At 67.6% G+C, this 16,192-nt stretch carries 13 protein-coding genes; 4 read left to right on the top strand and 9 right to left on the bottom strand.

Annotated features, from left to right (window positions below; translation table 11 throughout):
* Positions 1-62: 62 nt before the first annotated feature.
* The 4 genes from KF715_09995 to ggt all read right to left on the bottom strand — a co-directional run bounded on the left by KF715_09995 (position 63) and on the right by ggt (position 4,138).
* Positions 63-1,199 carry an aminotransferase class I/II-fold pyridoxal phosphate-dependent enzyme gene (locus KF715_09995; protein MBX3737010.1) on the bottom strand — a complete coding sequence of 379 codons (1,137 nt, stop codon included), beginning with the start codon at positions 1,197-1,199 and terminating at the stop codon, positions 63-65.
* The gene (locus KF715_09990; GenBank protein MBX3737009.1) at positions 1,193-1,681 is read right to left on the bottom strand and encodes a MarR family transcriptional regulator; all 489 of its coding nucleotides are present in this window, start codon (positions 1,679-1,681) and stop codon (positions 1,193-1,195) included. The genes KF715_09995 and KF715_09990 overlap by 7 nt, the downstream gene beginning before the upstream one ends.
* Positions 1,682-1,740: 59 nt before the next feature.
* Positions 1,741-2,271, bottom strand: a complete 531-nt coding sequence (locus KF715_09985) for a hypothetical protein (GenBank protein MBX3737008.1) — start codon at positions 2,269-2,271, stop codon at positions 1,741-1,743.
* 91 nt (positions 2,272-2,362) lie between these two features.
* Entirely contained in the window at positions 2,363-4,138 is a 1,776-nt protein-coding gene (ggt, locus tag KF715_09980; GenBank protein ID MBX3737007.1) for a gamma-glutamyltransferase, read from the bottom strand.
* A gap of 215 nt (positions 4,139-4,353) precedes the next feature.
* Here ggt and KF715_09975 point away from each other — a divergent pair, with 215 nt between their 5' ends.
* Complete coding sequence (locus KF715_09975) at positions 4,354-7,041, top strand: TonB-dependent receptor (GenBank protein MBX3737006.1); 2,688 nt, start codon at positions 4,354-4,356, stop codon at positions 7,039-7,041.
* A gap of 107 nt (positions 7,042-7,148) precedes the next feature.
* Here the strand turns inward: KF715_09975 and KF715_09970 are convergent, their stop codons facing one another.
* Entirely contained in the window at positions 7,149-7,751 is a 603-nt protein-coding gene (locus KF715_09970) for a hypothetical protein (GenBank protein MBX3737005.1), read from the bottom strand.
* A gap of 153 nt (positions 7,752-7,904) precedes the next feature.
* Between KF715_09970 and KF715_09965 the strand changes: the two genes are divergently transcribed.
* Positions 7,905-8,042: a hypothetical protein gene (locus KF715_09965; GenBank protein ID MBX3737004.1), complete on the top strand. Its 138-nt coding sequence runs from the start codon at positions 7,905-7,907 to the stop codon at positions 8,040-8,042.
* A gap of 231 nt (positions 8,043-8,273) precedes the next feature.
* Here the strand turns inward: KF715_09965 and KF715_09960 are convergent, their stop codons facing one another.
* Positions 8,274-9,095, bottom strand: coding sequence for an arylamine N-acetyltransferase (locus KF715_09960; GenBank protein MBX3737003.1), 822 nt, complete (start codon positions 9,093-9,095; stop codon positions 8,274-8,276).
* 210 nt (positions 9,096-9,305) lie between these two features.
* Positions 9,306-11,498 (bottom strand): AMP-binding protein, encoded by a 2,193-nt coding sequence (locus KF715_09955; GenBank protein MBX3737002.1) that lies wholly within the window; start codon positions 11,496-11,498, stop codon positions 9,306-9,308.
* A gap of 196 nt (positions 11,499-11,694) precedes the next feature.
* Here KF715_09955 and KF715_09950 point away from each other — a divergent pair, with 196 nt between their 5' ends.
* Positions 11,695-12,579 (top strand): NAD(P)-dependent oxidoreductase, encoded by an 885-nt coding sequence (locus tag KF715_09950; GenBank protein ID MBX3737001.1) that lies wholly within the window; start codon positions 11,695-11,697, stop codon positions 12,577-12,579.
* Positions 12,580-12,588: 9 nt separating this feature from the next.
* Here KF715_09950 and KF715_09945 read toward each other — a convergent pair whose 3' ends face one another.
* A complete protein-coding gene (locus KF715_09945; GenBank protein ID MBX3737000.1) occupies positions 12,589-13,005 on the bottom strand; it encodes a hypothetical protein in 417 nt (138 codons plus the stop codon).
* Entirely contained in the window at positions 13,002-14,771 is a 1,770-nt protein-coding gene (locus KF715_09940; protein MBX3736999.1) for a DUF885 domain-containing protein, read from the bottom strand. The genes KF715_09945 and KF715_09940 overlap by 4 nt, the downstream gene beginning before the upstream one ends.
* A gap of 163 nt (positions 14,772-14,934) precedes the next feature.
* Here KF715_09940 and KF715_09935 point away from each other — a divergent pair, with 163 nt between their 5' ends.
* Positions 14,935-16,119: a hypothetical protein gene (locus tag KF715_09935; protein MBX3736998.1), complete on the top strand. Its 1,185-nt coding sequence runs from the start codon at positions 14,935-14,937 to the stop codon at positions 16,117-16,119.
* Positions 16,120-16,192 lie beyond the last annotated feature (73 nt).

Below are 16,192 nucleotides of genomic sequence, written 5' to 3'. Positions count from 1 at the left end.
GGCTCGACGCAAGGTCGAGCCCTACACGGCAGCGAAGCAGGCGGGACGCCTGCGCTACTTGCTCAACCCAGCGCCTGCGCGAGGTCGGCGCGGAGGTCTTCGACGTGTTCGAGGCCGACGGAGAAACGCAGCAATCCCGGTGGCGTGATCGATGCCGGACCTTCGACCGGACGGCGGTGTTCGATGAGACTTTCCACGCCGCCGAGCGACGTCGCTTGTGTGATCAGCTTCACGCGGCAGGCGACGGCTTTGGCGGCGTCGTGGCCGCCGTGCACCTCGAACGAAAGCATGCCGCCGAATGCGCTCATCTGTTGCGCGGCGACGAGGTGGTGCGGGTGCGAGGCGAGGCCGGGATAATAGACGCGCTCGACTTTGGTATGGCCCGCCAGCCAAGCAGCGAGGTTGGCCGCGGTCGCGGATTGGGCGCGCACGCGGAGCGGCAGCGTGCTCACGCTGCGCAATAGCAGCCAACAATCGAACGGCGCGGGCACGGCGCCGCCGAGATTTTGCCACGACCGCAGGCGCGCGAGGAATTCCGGTGGCACGTCCGCACCGGCGACGAGCGCACCGCCGAGCAGGTCGCTGTGGCCGCCGAGGTATTTCGTGGTCGAGTGCAACACGACGTGCGCGCCGAGCGCGAGCGGCTGCGTGAGCACGGGCGTGGCCCAGGTGTTGTCCGTGACGACGAGTGCGCCGGCGGCGCGGGCGAGTTGGGCGACGGCGGCGATGTCGGAAATTTTCAGACGTGGATTCGACGGCGTTTCGAGCCAGACGAGGCGCGCGGGTTTTTGCAGCGCGGCGGTCACGGCGGCGAGGTCGCTGGTGTCGATGAATTCCGCGACGAGGCCCCAGCGGGCGAACTCGTTCGTCGCGAGGTAGCGCGTGCCGTGATAAAGATCGTCGGGCAACACGACGCGATCGCCGGGCGCGAGCGCGGCGAAGATCGCGGCGGAGGCGGCCTGGCCGGAGGCGAAGGCGAGACCGTGCGCGCCGCCTTCGAGGGCGGCGAGCGCGGCTTCGACGGCGGCGCGGTTCGGGTTGGAGGTGCGCGAGTAAACGTGTCCGCCGAGCAGTTGCCCCTGGTCGTCACGCGCGAACGTCGAGCTGAAGACGAGGTTGGGTGTCACGGCACCGGTGGCGGGATCGGGAGCGCGACCGGCGTGGACGGCGAGGGTTTCGGAATGAGAGGACTTCAGCATGGGGACTTTCGGGAGTTGGCGGGCGCGCAGTCGACGAGGCAGCGGGCGAGGGCGTCGCGCAGATGGACGAGCGCGCGCTCGACATTGGCGCGCTCGGATGCAGGAACGCAGCCAAGGAGGTTCACGGCGTGCTGGTTGAGCGAGTTTTCGAGGACACTGTGCTCCTTGCGGCCTTTCGCGGTGAGTTCGATCAGCCAGCTGCGGCCGTCGTCGGGATGATCGACCCGCGTGACGAGGCCGCGTTTTTCCAGGCGCGCGACGAGGCGGCTGGCCCAGGTTTTTTCGAGGCCCATTTTTTCGGCGAACTCCTGCACGGTGAGCGGCGATTCGGCGGCGCCGACGAGGAGGAGTGCCTGACACTCCTTGGCGGTGGCGTCGGAGCAGCACTCGGTCATCGTTCGCTGTGCCTGCTGGAAGAGACGGACCACGTCGCGGAGCAGGGCATCGGCGTTCTGGGCGGACTGGGCGGCTACGCGCGGCATGGTGGCGAAGGTGGAGCCGCGGTCACGGTTTGGCGAGCGCGGCGTGTGTCCGGCGGGAGTCAGGCGCAGCAGGCGGCGGCAGGTTGGGCGGCGGATTCGGACGCGCAACAGCCGTTGCCGTCGCCGTGGTCGCTGCCGCAACAGCCGCCGGTCAGGGTCGCGGTGCGGCGCTCGGCGGCCTTGCAGCGGGCGCGGTCGGCGGTGAGTTCGATGTGGAGGCGTCCGTCGACGGCGTGCACGGAGGCGATGTCGTAGAGGGCGGCGGGGGCGTCGCCGAGCGCCACGAAGATGCGGGCGGGCGTGTCGCCATCGAGCGGGAGTTCCTTTTCGACGCGGTCGATGATCGCGAGGAACTTGCCGGCGGGCATGTGATCGCGGCCGGGTTGATCGCCGGTGAGCGACGGCACCCAGAGCTCGAATTGGGTTTCGGACCAGCGGTGGGTTTGCGCGCCGCAGTCCATCGTCTCGTAGGCGACGCGCTTCACTTCGGTGAGGTGGTATTGCGGGGCGATCTCGACCGAGCCGGAGCGAAACACGACCGGGAGCGCGGCGTGGGCGCGGAGGGAGGAGAGGAAGGCGGAGGTTTTCATGGTGATTGTTACTAGCAACCATCAGAAGATAGTTGTCAATGACAACTTAATGGACACTCGCGACCGGCCGGAGGGGCTGGCGCCACCCAAGTCAGTAGCCGACGGCGGCGGCGTCGCCTTTGCGCGGGTCGGGGGCGGCGGCGCGGAGGCCGGTTTTCCAGTCGATGGCGATGGTCTCGCCGTCGCCTTGGTAGGCGCCTTCGTAGGAGACGCGTTCGCGGACGGTGTGGCCTTTGGCGCGGAGGAGGGCGGCGGTGTCGGCGTTGAGGCCGTAGCGCTCGAAGGTGACGACGTCGGGCATCCATTGGTTGTGGATGCGCGGGGCCTCGACGGCCTGCATCACGGGCATCTCGTGATCGATGACGTTCGTGATGATTTGGAAAACGGTGTTGATGATCGTGGGGCCGCCGGGGCTGCCGGTGACGAGGATGAGTTTGCCGTCCTTGGTGACGAGGGTGGGCGTCATGGACGAGAGCGGGCGCTTGCCGGGGACGATGGCGTTGGCCTCGCCTTGGATGAGGCCGTAGGCGTTGGGTGTGCCGACTTGCGAGGTGAAGTCGTCCATTTCGTTGTTCATGAGGATGCCGGTGCCGGGAATCGTGACGCCGGAGCCGTAGGCACCGTTGAGCGTGTAGGTGTTGGAGACGGCGTTGCCGGCGGCGTCGACGACGGAGAAGTGCGTGGTCTCCATCTTCTCGCGGCGGACGAGGGCGGTTTTCGGGTCGAACGCGCCGAGGCCCGGCTGGACGGCGCTGGCGGGGGTGGCCTTGTCGGGCGAAAAGTCCTTCATGCGGCCTTGCACGTAGGCGGGATCGAGGAGCGCGGCGACGGGGACTTTCACGAAGTCGGGATCGCCGAGGTATTCGGCGCGGTCGCGGAAGGCGCGTTTCATGACTTCGGCGAAGAGGTGGTATTTGGCCGCGGAGTTGTGGCCCATGGCACGGACGTCGAACGGCTCGAGCATGGCGAGCATCTGGAGGAGGGCGATGCCGCCCGAGCTGGGCGGCGGCATGGTGACGATGTCGTAACCGCGGTAGTGGCCGCGCAGGGGAGTGCGTTCGGCGGCGCGGTAGGATTTCAGGTCGCCGAGGGTGATGTTGCCGCCGTGCTGGGCCATGGCGGCGGCGATGCGCTTGGCGGTCTCGCCTTCGTAGAATTCGCGCGGGCCGAATTTCTGGAGGCGGGCGAAGGTCTCGCCGAGATCGGCTTGCACCCAGAGTTCGCCGGGCGACCAGAACTCGCCGTTCTTCAGGTAGATTTTTTTCGACTCCTCGAATTGCCCGAGGAGGCGCGGGCCCCACTCGCGCAGGCCGCGCGCGGTGGTTTGGGAAACGCGGTGGCCGTCGGCGGCGAGGCGGCGGGCGGGTTCGCAGACGTCGGCCCAGGTGACCTTGCCGGAGCCGTATTTTTCGAGGGCGAGAGCAAAGCCGGCGACGGAGCCGGGCACGCCGCTGGCTTTCCAGCCGGAAGTGGAGGAGCCATCGCCTTTGAGGACTTTGCCGTCGGGTCCGACATACATGTCGCGCGAGGCCGCGGCGGGAGCGGTCTCGCGGTAGTCGATCACGACGTCGCGCGCGGGCTGGCCGTTGGCCTCGGCGAGGTGGACGACCATGAAGCCGCCGCCGCCGATGTTGCCGGCGAACGGATACACGACGGTGAGCGCGAGGCCGGTGGCCACGGCGGCGTCGACGGCGTTGCCGCCTTTCTGGAGAATCTCGACGCCGGCGCGCGAGGCGAGTTCGTGGGCGGAGGTGACGATGCCGTGCGGTGCCTCGACTGCGGGGCGTTGGGCGAGCGCGGCGGGCGCGCTGAGCAGGACGAGGGATGCCGCGACCAAGCCGGCGACCAGGCGGGAAGGGGTAAGCATAGCGCACCATTTGCCAGCGGCGGGACGGTCTCAAGTCGCAACTTGCACTCGGCGGCTTTCGCCCGGAGCGAGCAAATCAGCGGGTCATATCCGCGCCGCTTGGCTGAGGTAGTGCTTGTGCAACGAGCTGTCATGATTAGGGTCCGCCGCGAACAACACACACCACGTCGGTCCCTTCCCCTGTTCTTTTCCGACGGATTTTGCCTAGCCAACCTATGAACCCAGAACTGACCCTCCGCGGGTCCAGCGTGCGCGCTGGCATCCGCCAACTGCGTGCTTTCGGCGCCGTTGCCCTCCTCGGTGGCCTTGCCTCGGCCGCCTTTGCCCAGACCACTCCCGCCGCTTCGGCGGACAACTCCGACCGCGTCGGTGTTGCCAAGGACAGCGTCGTGAAGCTCGACGCTTTCGTGGCCACCGGCTCGCGTTTCAACAACCGCACCGTCACCGAATCGCCCGTGCCGATCGATGTCATCAGCGGCTCGGAGCTGCAAAAGGGCGGTTACACCGAGCCCGCGCAGATGATCCAGGCGCAGGTGCCGTCGTTCAACTTCCCGCGCCCGTCACTCACGGACGGCACGGACCACATCCGCCCCGCCACGTTGCGCGGCCTCGCCCCCGATCAGGTGTTGCTCCTCGTGAACGGCAAGCGCCGCCACACCAGCTCGCTGGTCAACCTCAACGGCTCGATCGGCCGCGGCTCGGTCTCCACCGACTTCAACGCGCTGCCCGCCGCCGCCATCGGCCGCATCGAAGTGCTCCGTGACGGCGCCTCGGCCCAATACGGTTCCGACGCCATCGCCGGCGTCATCAACGTCATCCTTCGCCACGACACGGGTTGGGGCGGTGACGTTTCCTTCTCCCAGACGGGCGAGGGCGACGGTGAGGACTTCAAGATCAACGCCTACGCCGGCACCAAGCTCGGCGACAAGGGCTCGCTCTTCCTCACCGCTTGGGCGCGCGACAAGAATCCCACCAACCGCATCGAGGCCGACACACGCCAGCAGTATTTCGGCAACGGCGGCACCTCGTCCATCTCGGGCAACTACGGCTCCGGCACCGGCCTGTCCGCCTCGAACGGCACGCTCGATCCGCGTGAGCAGACCGTGAACCGCTACAACCACCGCTTCGGCGACCCGAAGGTCAAGGACAACGGCGCGTGGTTCAACGGCGAATACCCGCTGCGCGACGACCTCGAACTCTACTTCTTCGGCGGTTTCAGCAACCGCCACGCGAACGGCGCCGGCTTCTTCCGCCGCTCCGGCGACGATCGCACCATCCGTGCGATTTATCCCGATGGCTTCCTGCCCTACATCCAGACCGAAGTGATGGATGCTTCGTGGGCCGGTGGTGCCCAAGGCAAGGCCGGCAGCTTCGATTGGGACCTGAGCTCGGCCTACGGCTACAACACCCTCGACTACACCACCGCCAATTCGGCCAACGTCACTCTCGGCAACAGCAGCCCGAAGTCCTTCTACGACGGCCAGCTGAAGTTCAAGCAGTGGACGAACAACTTCGACGTCACCTCCCAGGCCAATCTCGGCCTGCCCACGCCGCTGAAGATCGCCGGCGGCCTCGAGTTCCGTCAGGAAGACTACTCCATCGCGGCCGGCGAGCCCGACTCCTACCGCGACGGCGGCGTCCGCATCATCGGCGGACCCAGCAACGGCAACCTCGGCGCGGTCGGCGCGCAGGTGTTCCCCGGCTTCAAGCCCTCCGATGCCGGCACGCACACGCGCGACTCCAAGGCCGTCTACGTCGACTTCGAGCAGGACGTGAACGAGCAGTGGCTTCTCTCCGCCGCCGCGCGCTTCGAGGACTACAGCGACTTCGGTTCCAACACCACCGCCAAGATCGCCACCCGCGTGAAGCTCCCGCACGGCTTCGCCCTCCGCGGCTCCGTCGCCTCCGGCTTCCGCGCCCCGCACCTCGCGCAGGAATGGTTCAGCTCCACCGCGACCAACTTCATCGGCGGCGTGCCGTTCGACATCCTGACCTTCCCGGTCAGCGCCCCGGCCGCCAAGGCCCTTGGCGCCACTCCGCTCACGCCCGAGAAGTCCACCAGCTACTCCTTCGGCGGCACGTGGAATCCGAGCGAGAACCTTTCCTTCACCGTCGACTCCTACCGCATCGAAATCAAGGACCGCATCGTCCTCTCGTCGAACTTCACCGGCACCGCCGTGATCAACCTCCTCGCCACGCAGGGTATCACCGGCATCGGCGGCGGCCGCTACTTCACCAACGCCGTCGACACCCGCACCACCGGCTTCGACGTCAGCGGTCGCTACACCTGGAAGACGGCCGACATGGGCAAGTTCACCTTCACCGGTGCCTACAACAACAACAAGACCAAGGCCACGAAGATCAAGCAGGCCAACTCGACGCTCGCCGCGATCACGACCACGCCGCTCTTCGATCTCACGGAAACCATCCGTCTCGAGCGCGGCCAGCCGCGCGATGCCTTCAACTTCACCGTCCTCTGGGACTATGAGAAGTGGTCCGTGCAGCTCCGCGAAGCCCGCTTCGGCAAAGTCTCGAGCGTGGCGTTCACGAGCGCTTCACAGGCGCAGATCAACGCCCTCACGCCCGGCTACGATGTCGAGTTCCGCCCGGCCGTCCCCGGCACCGTCGGCGGCACGACCACCAACCAGCAGATCATCCAGACCTTCGGCGCCAAGTGGCTCACCGACCTCGACGTCAGCTACAAGGTCACGAAGAACATCACCGTCTCCGTCGGCGCGAACAACCTGTTCGACGTCTATCCGGACCAGAACATCCGCTCGAAGATCGTGAACGGCACCCCGTTCAGCGGCTCCGACAATGTCGGCATCTTCCCCTACAGCGGCATCTCGCCCTTCGGCTTCAACGGCGTGACCTACTACGGCAAGGTCGCGTTCCGCTTCTGAGCCACGGCGCGAAAGAATTCAAAAACACCAAGGCGCGGACTTCGGTCCGCGCCTTTTTCTTTTCATCCGACCCGCGCGCCATGGGCGGCGGCCGGTTGGACGGCGGGTTACAGTTTTCCCGCCGCGTCCATTTCGCGCGCCTTGGCCAGAGGCAGCGGCGGCTGGGCGGCGATCTCCTGCATGGTTTGGCGCTGCTTCTCGTTCAGCACGCAGTCGCGCACCAGCAACTCGGTGACGTCGACGCGATCCGCGGCGGCGACCCCGCGCAACGCTTCCTCGTCCCACTTCGACACGAGGCGTGCGACTCCTGCTTCGCGTTCGACTTCCGCCACGCGCTCCGGCATCGCCGCCAGCGTCTCGGCGATCGGCGCCGTGCTGAAAACCTGCAGATGCATCGCCCGCTGATCGGCGACGATTTGCTTTTCCAGTTCGCGGAACCGCGCCATATCCCCGGCGGCTTTGGCCGCCTTGGCGTCCGCGATCAGCCGCTGTAGTGGCTCCTGGTGTGCGGGCTGGAAGAAGTGTGCATAGGCGACGACGCGCGAATCGTAGACGCCGACCTTGGCGGTCGGGGTGGTCGAGGCACGGGCGACGAGCGCCAGCGCGGGTGCGAGAAGGAGGGTGAGGAGCTTGCGAGGGTTCATGCCCGGCAGCATAGCGCCGGCGCGAAAGGAGCGTGATTCGATAAATTCAAAGCTCTGCATCGGCACGTTCGATGCCAGCGATCGCGCCGCGCTGCGCGCAGTCGCGGGATCTTCGCCTCGCGCGCGACTGCTCGCTTTTGCCGAGCACCTAAAGTTAGGCGGTTTTCCCTCCTGCCGCATGCCTGCTCGCCGCGTAGCCTAACGGATTAGATGATTCTCATGGAGCGGCACGAAAACATCCCCCAGTCCGAGGTCGGCGCCTTTGTGCAGCGCTGCGTCGATGCGGGCGCGACGCTGGTCGTGGTGACCAAGCACCCGGATGGCCGGACCTATACGGTGAGCGTGCAGCGCGACTAGAGCGAAGGCATCACGGTTCTCGCCTGGAGGGCGCGACTACCGCCGCGGCGTCGGGTCGCGAAGCCGGTGCGGCGGTAGTGGTGCGGACATGGCTAGGTCTTTCCGACGCACCGCGGGTCGCGCTTGTTTGTGCCTGTTCCGCAGGGGTGTTCGGGCGCGAGCAAGCTCGCTGCCTACTGCCGAGGGCGACGCCGCGTTTCGCTTGCACGAGCGAGTGTGAGGGATGCGCGACTAACGCGCCCATGGCGCGTCGGCGGGACCGAAGCGCGTTTCCGGCGGGAAAGGGAGCCCGAAGTGCTCGGCGAGCAGCGCGAGCAGATCGGCGGCGGACTCGATCGTGCGTTGGTGCAGGATTTCCGCGCCGCGCCGGTGGACGAACGTGTCGCCGCGGATGGCCTTGCGTGTGCCGTCGGGTCGCGCGAGGGCGACGAGCAGCTCCCGTTTGAATCGCGAGTTGGGATTCGCGCTCGTCCACCAGTTGGCCACTTCGCAGTCGATCGGGTTCATCTCGGCGAGGGAAAACTCGCAGACATCCGCCCACGTGTCCCCCAACAACGCCTGATGGAAAATCCGGCCGTCGTCCTCCCGCACCAGGCGTCGCGCCTCGTGCGGCGTCTCATGCGGACGGTCGAATTCGAGCGGAATGGCGCCGGTGAGCGAGGCCGAGCCGAGCCCGCAGTCGACCAGCCAGTCGCCGCCAGCCAGATGCACGCGCAGAACGAGGTGCGTGCGTGGCGGCACGAAGTCGCGCGGCATTTGCCAGCGCGCGCGCCCGCCGAGCGGCGTCACGCGGTAGCCGAGCGCGCGCAGGGCGAGCAACAGCAGGCCGTTTTGCTCGAAGCAGTAGCCGCCGCGCCGCGCCTGCACGAGTTTCGCCGTGAGGGCCTCGGCCGAGAGAACGACGGGACGCCCGAGCAGCACGTCGAGATTCTCGAACGGAATCGCAGTCGCGTGATGCAGCGCCAGCGCGTGCAGCGTTGCGAGGTTCGGCTCGCGCGGGCCGGAGTAGCCGATGCGTGCGCAATAGGCGTCGAGGGCGAAGGCGTCGGACATGGAGCGATCTTACCCGGACGGCGGCGGTGCGCCAGTGGCCGTTGCGCGAATTTTTCGCGGGCGACTGTGTCGGGTGGCCGGCGAGCGCCTCGCGGGAAACAGACGAACGGGTGGGCGCGGCTGCCGCGGCGCCGCGAACGTTCCAACGGGCGCACCCGAACGGCGCGGCGGTAGCCGCGCCCTCCAATCGAGCGCCCCGCGCCGGGGCACTCAGGCGACAGGAGCACTGACGCTCGTCGCGGCTGGGGCCGGAGTGGTTTCGCCGGCCTGCAGCAGGCGCAGCAGTTCGCGATGATCCGTCTTGCCGGAGCCGAGCTTGGGAATCGCGGGCACGAAGCGCAGTTCGCGCGGCGCGCAGAGATTGCTCAGGCCCTTGGCGCGCACGGCGGCGCGGACGTCCGTGAGTTGCAGGCGCGGCTCGTTGGCGAGCGCGACGAGTTTCTCGCCTTTCTCGGCGTCGGGCACGGCGACGATGGCGATCGTGCAGCGCGCGCCGAGCTGCGCGGCGAACGCGCCCGCGAGCGCGTCTTCGACGGCGGTGAGGGAGATCATTTCACCGCTGACCTTGGCGAAGCGCTTCATGCGGCCGAGCACGGTGACGTAGCCGTCGGCGTCGATCTTCGCGATGTCGCCGGTATCATACCAGCCGCCGAGCGCCTGGAACTTCGCGTTCGCGTCCGGGTTGAGGTAACCCTTCATCATCGCGGGCGTGCGCACGAAGAGCTGGCCGCCTTCCGGCACGCCGGCGACAGGTTCGAGGCGATACTCGACTCCCGGCAGCAGACGGCCGGCGGTCTCGGTGCGCGGGTCCATCTTGGTGTTGATGCACACGACGGGGCCGCACTCGGTGGCGCCGTAGCCTTCGTGGATGCGCACGCCGAACTTGCGCGCGTAGGTCTCGAAGGTCGCGGTCTGCACCTTCTCCGCGCCGGCGACGAGGTAGCGCACCGTCTGCAAGTCGTAGGGGTGCGCCTTGCGTGCGTAGCCGTTGAGAAACGTGTTCGTGCCGAGGAGAATCGTGCAGTTCTTCTCGTAGACGACCGTCGGCACGATGCGGTAGTGCAGCGGCGACGGATAGTTGAACACGTAGCAACCGCGCACGAGCGGCGCGGCAATGCCGCCGACGAGTCCGAAGCTGTGGAAGAACGGCAGGGCGTTGAAAAAGCGATCGTCGTCGCGCAGGTCGGCCGCGGCGAAGATTTGCCGCAGGTTCGCGAGCATGCCGCGGTGCGTGAGCTCGACGCCCTTCGGCACGCCTTCCGAGCCGCTGGTGAAGATCACCGCCGCCGTGTCGGTCGCGCTGACCGGTGCGTGCGTGAGCGCGTGCGCGAAGGAGAACGCGTTGCGCGTCGCGGCGGCGAACTTCGTGAGCCCGGAGATCTCCGTGCGCACCTCTTCGAGATATATGAACTGAATCCCCGCGTCGTGCAGCGGCTGCAGGTTGATCTTCGCCTTCTCAAGGAAGGCGCGCGAGGTGAGCACCTGCTTGAGCCCGGCGAGTTGCGCGCACGCGAGCATCACGGCGGGACCGGTCGAATAATTAAGGAAGGCCGGCGTCTTCCCCAGTGACCAGAGCGCGAGGACGGTCGTCACGGCACCGTTGACGGTGGGCAGCATGACGCCGATGCGTTCGCCGCGCGCGGGCGAGAGATGCCGGCCGAGGGTGCGCGCGAGGACATCGGTCGCGATCATCAGGCGCGAATAGGTGAACTCCGTGAACGAAATGTCCTCCAGCGCGATCTTGCCCGGCATCGCGCGGGCCGTCGCAGCGATCATCGCGGGCAGTGTCGCGGGGCCGCAGCGCATCTCGGCGTCGAACTGCTGCAACATGATCTGGTCGCGCAGCCATTGCGTGATCTTCTGGCGGGCGACGTTGTGCGCGAGCGACGAGGTGTCGGGCGCAGTGAGCGGCGCGCTGAAATGCACCGAGACGCGCGGGAACCACTGCGTCCAGCCTTTGTGGCGGACCCATTTCACGCGCACGGCGTTGCGCAGGTAACAGGTGATGACCTTCGCGCCCGTGCGGTGCACGAGGAACGCCGTGCCGTCGTAGACGCGCATCAGCGCGGTCGTGCTCGAGATGCGGCCCTCGGGAAAGAGCACGAGCTTGCCGCCTTTTTCGAGATGCTCGGCCATGCCGCGGACGGCGAACGACGAGGTGTTGTCGACGGGAAACGTGCGCGAATTGATCATCATCTTGCGATGAATCCACGTCGCTTGCGCGGTGGTGGACGACGCGACGAATTTCCAATCGTCGTCGAGGCACACGAGCACGAACGCCCAGTCGAGCCACGAGGTGTGGTTCGGACAGAGCAGCATCGGGCCGGGGCCGTGCAACGCCTCGGCGCCTTCCACGCGGAAACGAAACACGAGGCGAAGCAGGAGGCGGAGCAGGAAGATCATGCGCGTGGGCGGGCTGGGGCGACCGCCTCGACGCAACACGCGCCCTCGCGCCGCCGCAAAGCTAAAGACGGGACGAAGCGGGTCGGGAGCCGCGGCCCGCGCCGGAGGCGTTTTGCCGCCGCGCGCACGCCGGCGCACATCGGGCTGGCGCTTTGGCGGCGGATGGGGATGTTCACCGGCAACCCTTCGCTCACCTATGCCTGAACGCATCGCTTTCGTCGGAGTCGGCCGCATGGGCGGCAATATGGCGCGCCGCCTCATGGACTGCGGCTACGCGGTCACCGCGGTTTACGACGCTCACGCGCCGGCCGCCGCCGCGCTCGCGGCCGAGATTGGCGCGACCCACGCCGCGCGCCTTGCCGACGTGACCGCGGCCGCGGACGTGATCTTCACGGTCGTGACCGACGACGCGGCGCAGCTCGCGGTGTTCGCCGAAAGCGGCGACTCGCTCCTGTCCGGCGCGCGCGGGAAGGTTTTCGTCAATTGCGCCACGCTCACGCCGGGCGTGCACGTGGAGGTCGAGCGCCGCGCGAAGATCGTCGGCGCCTCCTCGCTCGAGGGCTGCATGGCGTCGTCGATCCCGCAGGCGCGCAACGGCACGCTCTATCTGATGTGCGGCGGCGAACGCGCGGTGTTCGAGCGCGTGGAGCCGATCCTGAAAAATCTCAGCACGGCGCTGCGCTACATCGGCACCGCCGGCCAGGCTGCGCAGGTGAAGGCGCTCGTGAACATGATCATGAACGTCAACACCGCCGCGCTCGCCGAAGGCCTCGGCCTCGGACAGGCGCTCGGGCTCGATCTGGATATGCTGCGCGAGGTGTTTGCGCAGACGGGCGCGAATTCGCAGGTGCTCAAGACGGACGGCGAGGACATGCAGAATCGCGCGCACGACTGCTATTTCTCCGCGGCGCACGCGGCGAAGGACTCGACCATCGCCTGGCAACTCGGGCGCGACGTCGGCTTGCAACTGCCGCTCGCCGCCGCGACGAAGGCGCAATTCGACCGGATGGTCGCGCTCGGTCTCGGCGGTCTCGACAAGAGCGGCGTGGCCGAGCTGACGTTCAAGGGTCGCCACGCCTGACGCGGCGCGTCACGCCGGTCGCAGCGCGAGCCAGCCGAAGACGAACGTAAAGCCGACACACTCGGCCACGAGGCAGGCGTAGCCGAGTTTCAGCCAAAGCGTCGTGAGCCACGGGCGCACGTCGAGCCACGGCAACAGCGCGGCGCGTCCGCCCCAGAAGAGCGCGATGCCGCCGCAGACGCCGCGCGCGAGCGGCGTGCTGGCGACGAGTTCGCGCGCGCAGCCGAGCGATAGCAGGCCGAGCGCCGCAATGGTGAGGCCGATGTAGGCGTTCTGCACAACCGCGAAACGCCGATGCACCGGCGGCAGCGCCGCGAGGTTACTTTCCCAGTCCGGCGGAATCGGCGTCCGCGTCGCGAGCGCGAGCGTGACGAGGTGCAGCGCACCCGCCACGCGCACGAGGACGATCCACGTTTCGTCGCTCACTTCTGCGCGGCGACCCACTCGTGCACGACCTGTTCGAGCACGGCGAGCGGGACGTTGCCGGTTTGGAGGACGAGGTTGTGGAATTTCTTGATCTCGAATTTCGGCCCGAGCGCCTGTTGCGCCTGGCCGCGCAGCTCGAGGATTTTCAGCATGCCGATCTTGTAGGCGCAGGCTTGGCCGGGGTTCATCACGTAGCGCTCCACTTCGGAGGCTTTGATGCCGTAGTCGATCGCTTGCTGGCGCGTCCACTTGAAGGCGTGCAGGCCTGTGTCGACGACGAGGCGGCGGGCGCGGAAGAGTTCATCGTCGAGCTGGCCGAGGCGGCCGACGAGATCGCCTTCATACCAGTTGTTCTCGGCGGCGAGTTGCTCGGCGTAGAGCGCCCAGCCCTCGGCGTAGGCGGAGCCGCCGCTGAATATGCCGTCGCGGCGGTAGCGCGGCAGGCTCTCGGTTTCGCGCTGCAGCGCGATCTGGAAGTGGTGGCCGGGGACGCCCTCGTGATAGACGAGCGTGCGCATCGTCGCGATTTCGAAGGTCGGGCCGGGCAGCGGCGCCCAGAAGATGCCGGGGCGCGAGCCGTCCTTCGCGGGACCGGTGTAGTGCGCGGCGGCGGTCTTCTCGGTGAACGGCGGCTCGCGTTTCACGATGACAGGCGCTTTCGGCGTGATATCGAAGACGAGTTTGGCGCGCTGCTCGGCGTCGCGGAGGATCGACTCGAATTTCGCGAGCATCATCGGGCGCGGGTCGGCTTCCGTTGGCTGGCGGTCGTGCTCCAGTTTTTCCATGCGCTCCTTGATCGAGCCGTCGGGGTAGCCAAGCTGACGGAAGTAGCCGTCCATTTCCTTTTCGATGCGCGCGACCTCGCGCAGGCCGAGTTGGTGGATTTGCTCGGCGGTCAGGTCGGTCGTCGTGAAGCGCTTCAGGGCGTTCGCGTAGGCCTGGTCGCCGCCCGGCAGGCGGCAGAGGCCGGCGTCGCTCGTGGTGTGCGGCAGCTGTTCCTGCAGCATGGCTTGGGCGCGGTGGAAGGCGGGAATGATTTGCTCCGTCGTGATCTTCTCGGCGGCGGCGACGAACTGGGCGCGTTCCTCGGCGGTGACGTCCTTCAGGTTCGCGGCGCGCTCGTCGAGCGAGGCGACGAAGCGGTTCTCGCGCGGCGGGCCGCTGAGGAAGCGCTCGAACTGCCCGAGCGTGGACCGCGTGATGAAGTCCGGCATGAGGAAGCCGCGGGCGGCGGCGTCCTTCGCCTGCGCGACGCCTTCGTCGATGCGGCCGGCGACGAGCGCGAGACGGGCGAGGTAGTTTTCGATGTCGCGCCGGTTGCGGATCGGGTGGGCCTGCGTGAGGAAATTGACAGCGTTCACGTGCAGGCCGCCGAATTGGTTGAACACGAAATTGAAGTCGGCGAACGGCTCGCTCTCCACGATGCCGCGCAACGACCATTCGATCGTGGCGGCCGAGGCGCGCTGGTCGGCGCTGAGCGTGGCGCGGTCGAACTTCGCCAGGTCGGCGAGCGCGGCCTTGGCGGCGCCGACGCGGCCGGCGCGGAATTCCTTCGTGTTCGGCGTGAGCTGGCGGTCGAGCGCGTCCTGTTCGGCGGCGGGCAGGTATTGTTGGAGAGTGGAGAAGGTCGGGTTGGCGCGCACCCAGTCGGTGGCGAACGACTCGGCCCAGCGGTCGAAGTCGGCATTGGCGCCGAGGGCGGTGCGCGGGGAGAGGAGGGCGGATGCGGCCAGCGCGACCGCAGCGAACAGGCGGGGTAATTTCATGGCGTGAAGCCGCGGAGCTTGCCTCGACCGTCGATGAAGTCGAGCGGGCTGCGACGAACCGGTCGCCGTCGTGCGCGGTGCACGATTCGTCGGCGTGGATGGACCGCTCGCCGGATTGGCATTGGCGCGCTGGGCGCGTTGCGCAAAGTGGCGGCTTACCCCCATGAACCGTCGCGACATGCTCAAACTCGGCGCGCTCGCCGGCGCCGCCACGCTCCTGAACCGCGCCACGGCGCAGACCGCCGCGCTCGCGGCGAAACCGAAGCCGGTGCACATCGACCCGCTCGGCGGCGTCGAGCGCGCGGCGAAGCCGTTGAACATCCTCATCCTCGGCGGCACCGGTTTCATCGGGCCGCATCAGGTGCGCTACGCGCTCGCGCGCGGGCACAAGCTCACGCTCTTCAATCGCGGCCGCCGCCCGAAGGAATGGCCGGCGGAGGTCGAGGAGCTGACCGGCGATCGCGAGACCGGCGACCTGAAGTCGCTCGAGGGCCGCGAGTGGGACGCGTGCATCGATAACCCGACGAGCGTGCCGTATTGGGTGCGCGACGCCGGCCGTGTCTTGCAGGGGAAGGTGAAGCACTACGTCTACGTCTCCTCGCTCTCCGCCTACGCCGACACCGCGAAGGCCGGCATGGACGAGACCGCGCCGCTCGCGAAATACACCGGCCCCGACCTCATGAAGGAGACGCGGGCCACGCTGCTCGCGAACATGAATCTCTACGGTCCGATGAAGGCCGGTTGCGAAGCCGAGGCGGAGAAATGGTTTCCGGGCATCACGACGATCGTGCGTCCCACGCTGATCGTGGGGCCGGGCGACGATACCGACCGTTTCACCTACTGGCCGGTGCGCATCGCGCAGGGCGGCGAGGTGCTCGCTCCGCCGGCCGACGATCCCGTGCAACTGATCGACGCGCGCGACCTCGCCGAATGGATGGTGCGCCTCGTGGAGCAACGGGCGTTCGGCGCTTTCAACGGCAACGGTCCCGACTACGAACTCTCGACCGCCGCGCTGCTGCACGGCGTGCGCGCGGCGGTGGGCGGCAATGCGCGCTTCACGCACGTAACAGCGGAATTTCTCGAGCAGCAGAAAGTGCAGGCGTGGGGCGAGCTCACCGTTTGGGTGCCCGGCCAGGGCGAGACGGTCGGCTTCCATCGCATGAGCTGGCAAAAGTCCGTGGCCGCCGGTCTGACATTCCGCTCGCTCGCCGTGACGGCGGCGGACACGCTCGCGTTCTGGAAATCGTTGCCGGAAGACCGGCGTGCGAAACCGAAGGCCGGTCTCAAGGCCGACAAGGAAGCCGCGGTGCTCGCGGCGTGGCACGGGGGCGCTGGCGCGCCAGTTTAAGATTAAGGGTTTAAGTTTAAGAGAGCTGAGAGCTGAGAGCTGAGAGCTGAGAGCTGAGAGCTGAGAGCTGAGA

The organism is Candidatus Didemnitutus sp., from assembly GCA_019634575.1.
In the GTDB taxonomy this organism is placed as follows: domain Bacteria; phylum Verrucomicrobiota; class Verrucomicrobiia; order Opitutales; family Opitutaceae; genus Didemnitutus.
This window is presented reverse-complemented; position numbering and strand designations above follow the sequence as displayed.

Coding starts and splice junctions, on each gene's coding strand:
- KF715_09975 (MBX3737006.1), top strand. CDS start 4,354: ATGAACCCAGAACTGACCCTCCGCGGGTCCAGCGTGCGCGCTGGCATC.
- KF715_09960 (MBX3737003.1), bottom strand. CDS start 9,095: ATGTCCGACGCCTTCGCCCTCGACGCCTATTGCGCACGCATCGGCTAC.
- KF715_09990 (MBX3737009.1), bottom strand. CDS start 1,681: ATGCCGCGCGTAGCCGCCCAGTCCGCCCAGAACGCCGATGCCCTGCTC.
- KF715_09940 (MBX3736999.1), bottom strand. CDS start 14,771: ATGAAATTACCCCGCCTGTTCGCTGCGGTCGCGCTGGCCGCATCCGCC.
- KF715_09965 (MBX3737004.1), top strand. CDS start 7,905: ATGGAGCGGCACGAAAACATCCCCCAGTCCGAGGTCGGCGCCTTTGTG.
- KF715_09955 (MBX3737002.1), bottom strand. CDS start 11,498: ATGATCTTCCTGCTCCGCCTCCTGCTTCGCCTCGTGTTTCGTTTCCGC.
- KF715_09985 (MBX3737008.1), bottom strand. CDS start 2,271: ATGAAAACCTCCGCCTTCCTCTCCTCCCTCCGCGCCCACGCCGCGCTC.
- KF715_09950 (MBX3737001.1), top strand. CDS start 11,695: ATGCCTGAACGCATCGCTTTCGTCGGAGTCGGCCGCATGGGCGGCAAT.
- KF715_09995 (MBX3737010.1), bottom strand. CDS start 1,199: ATGCTGAAGTCCTCTCATTCCGAAACCCTCGCCGTCCACGCCGGTCGC.
- ggt (MBX3737007.1), bottom strand. CDS start 4,138: ATGCTTACCCCTTCCCGCCTGGTCGCCGGCTTGGTCGCGGCATCCCTC.
- KF715_09935 (MBX3736998.1), top strand. CDS start 14,935: ATGAACCGTCGCGACATGCTCAAACTCGGCGCGCTCGCCGGCGCCGCC.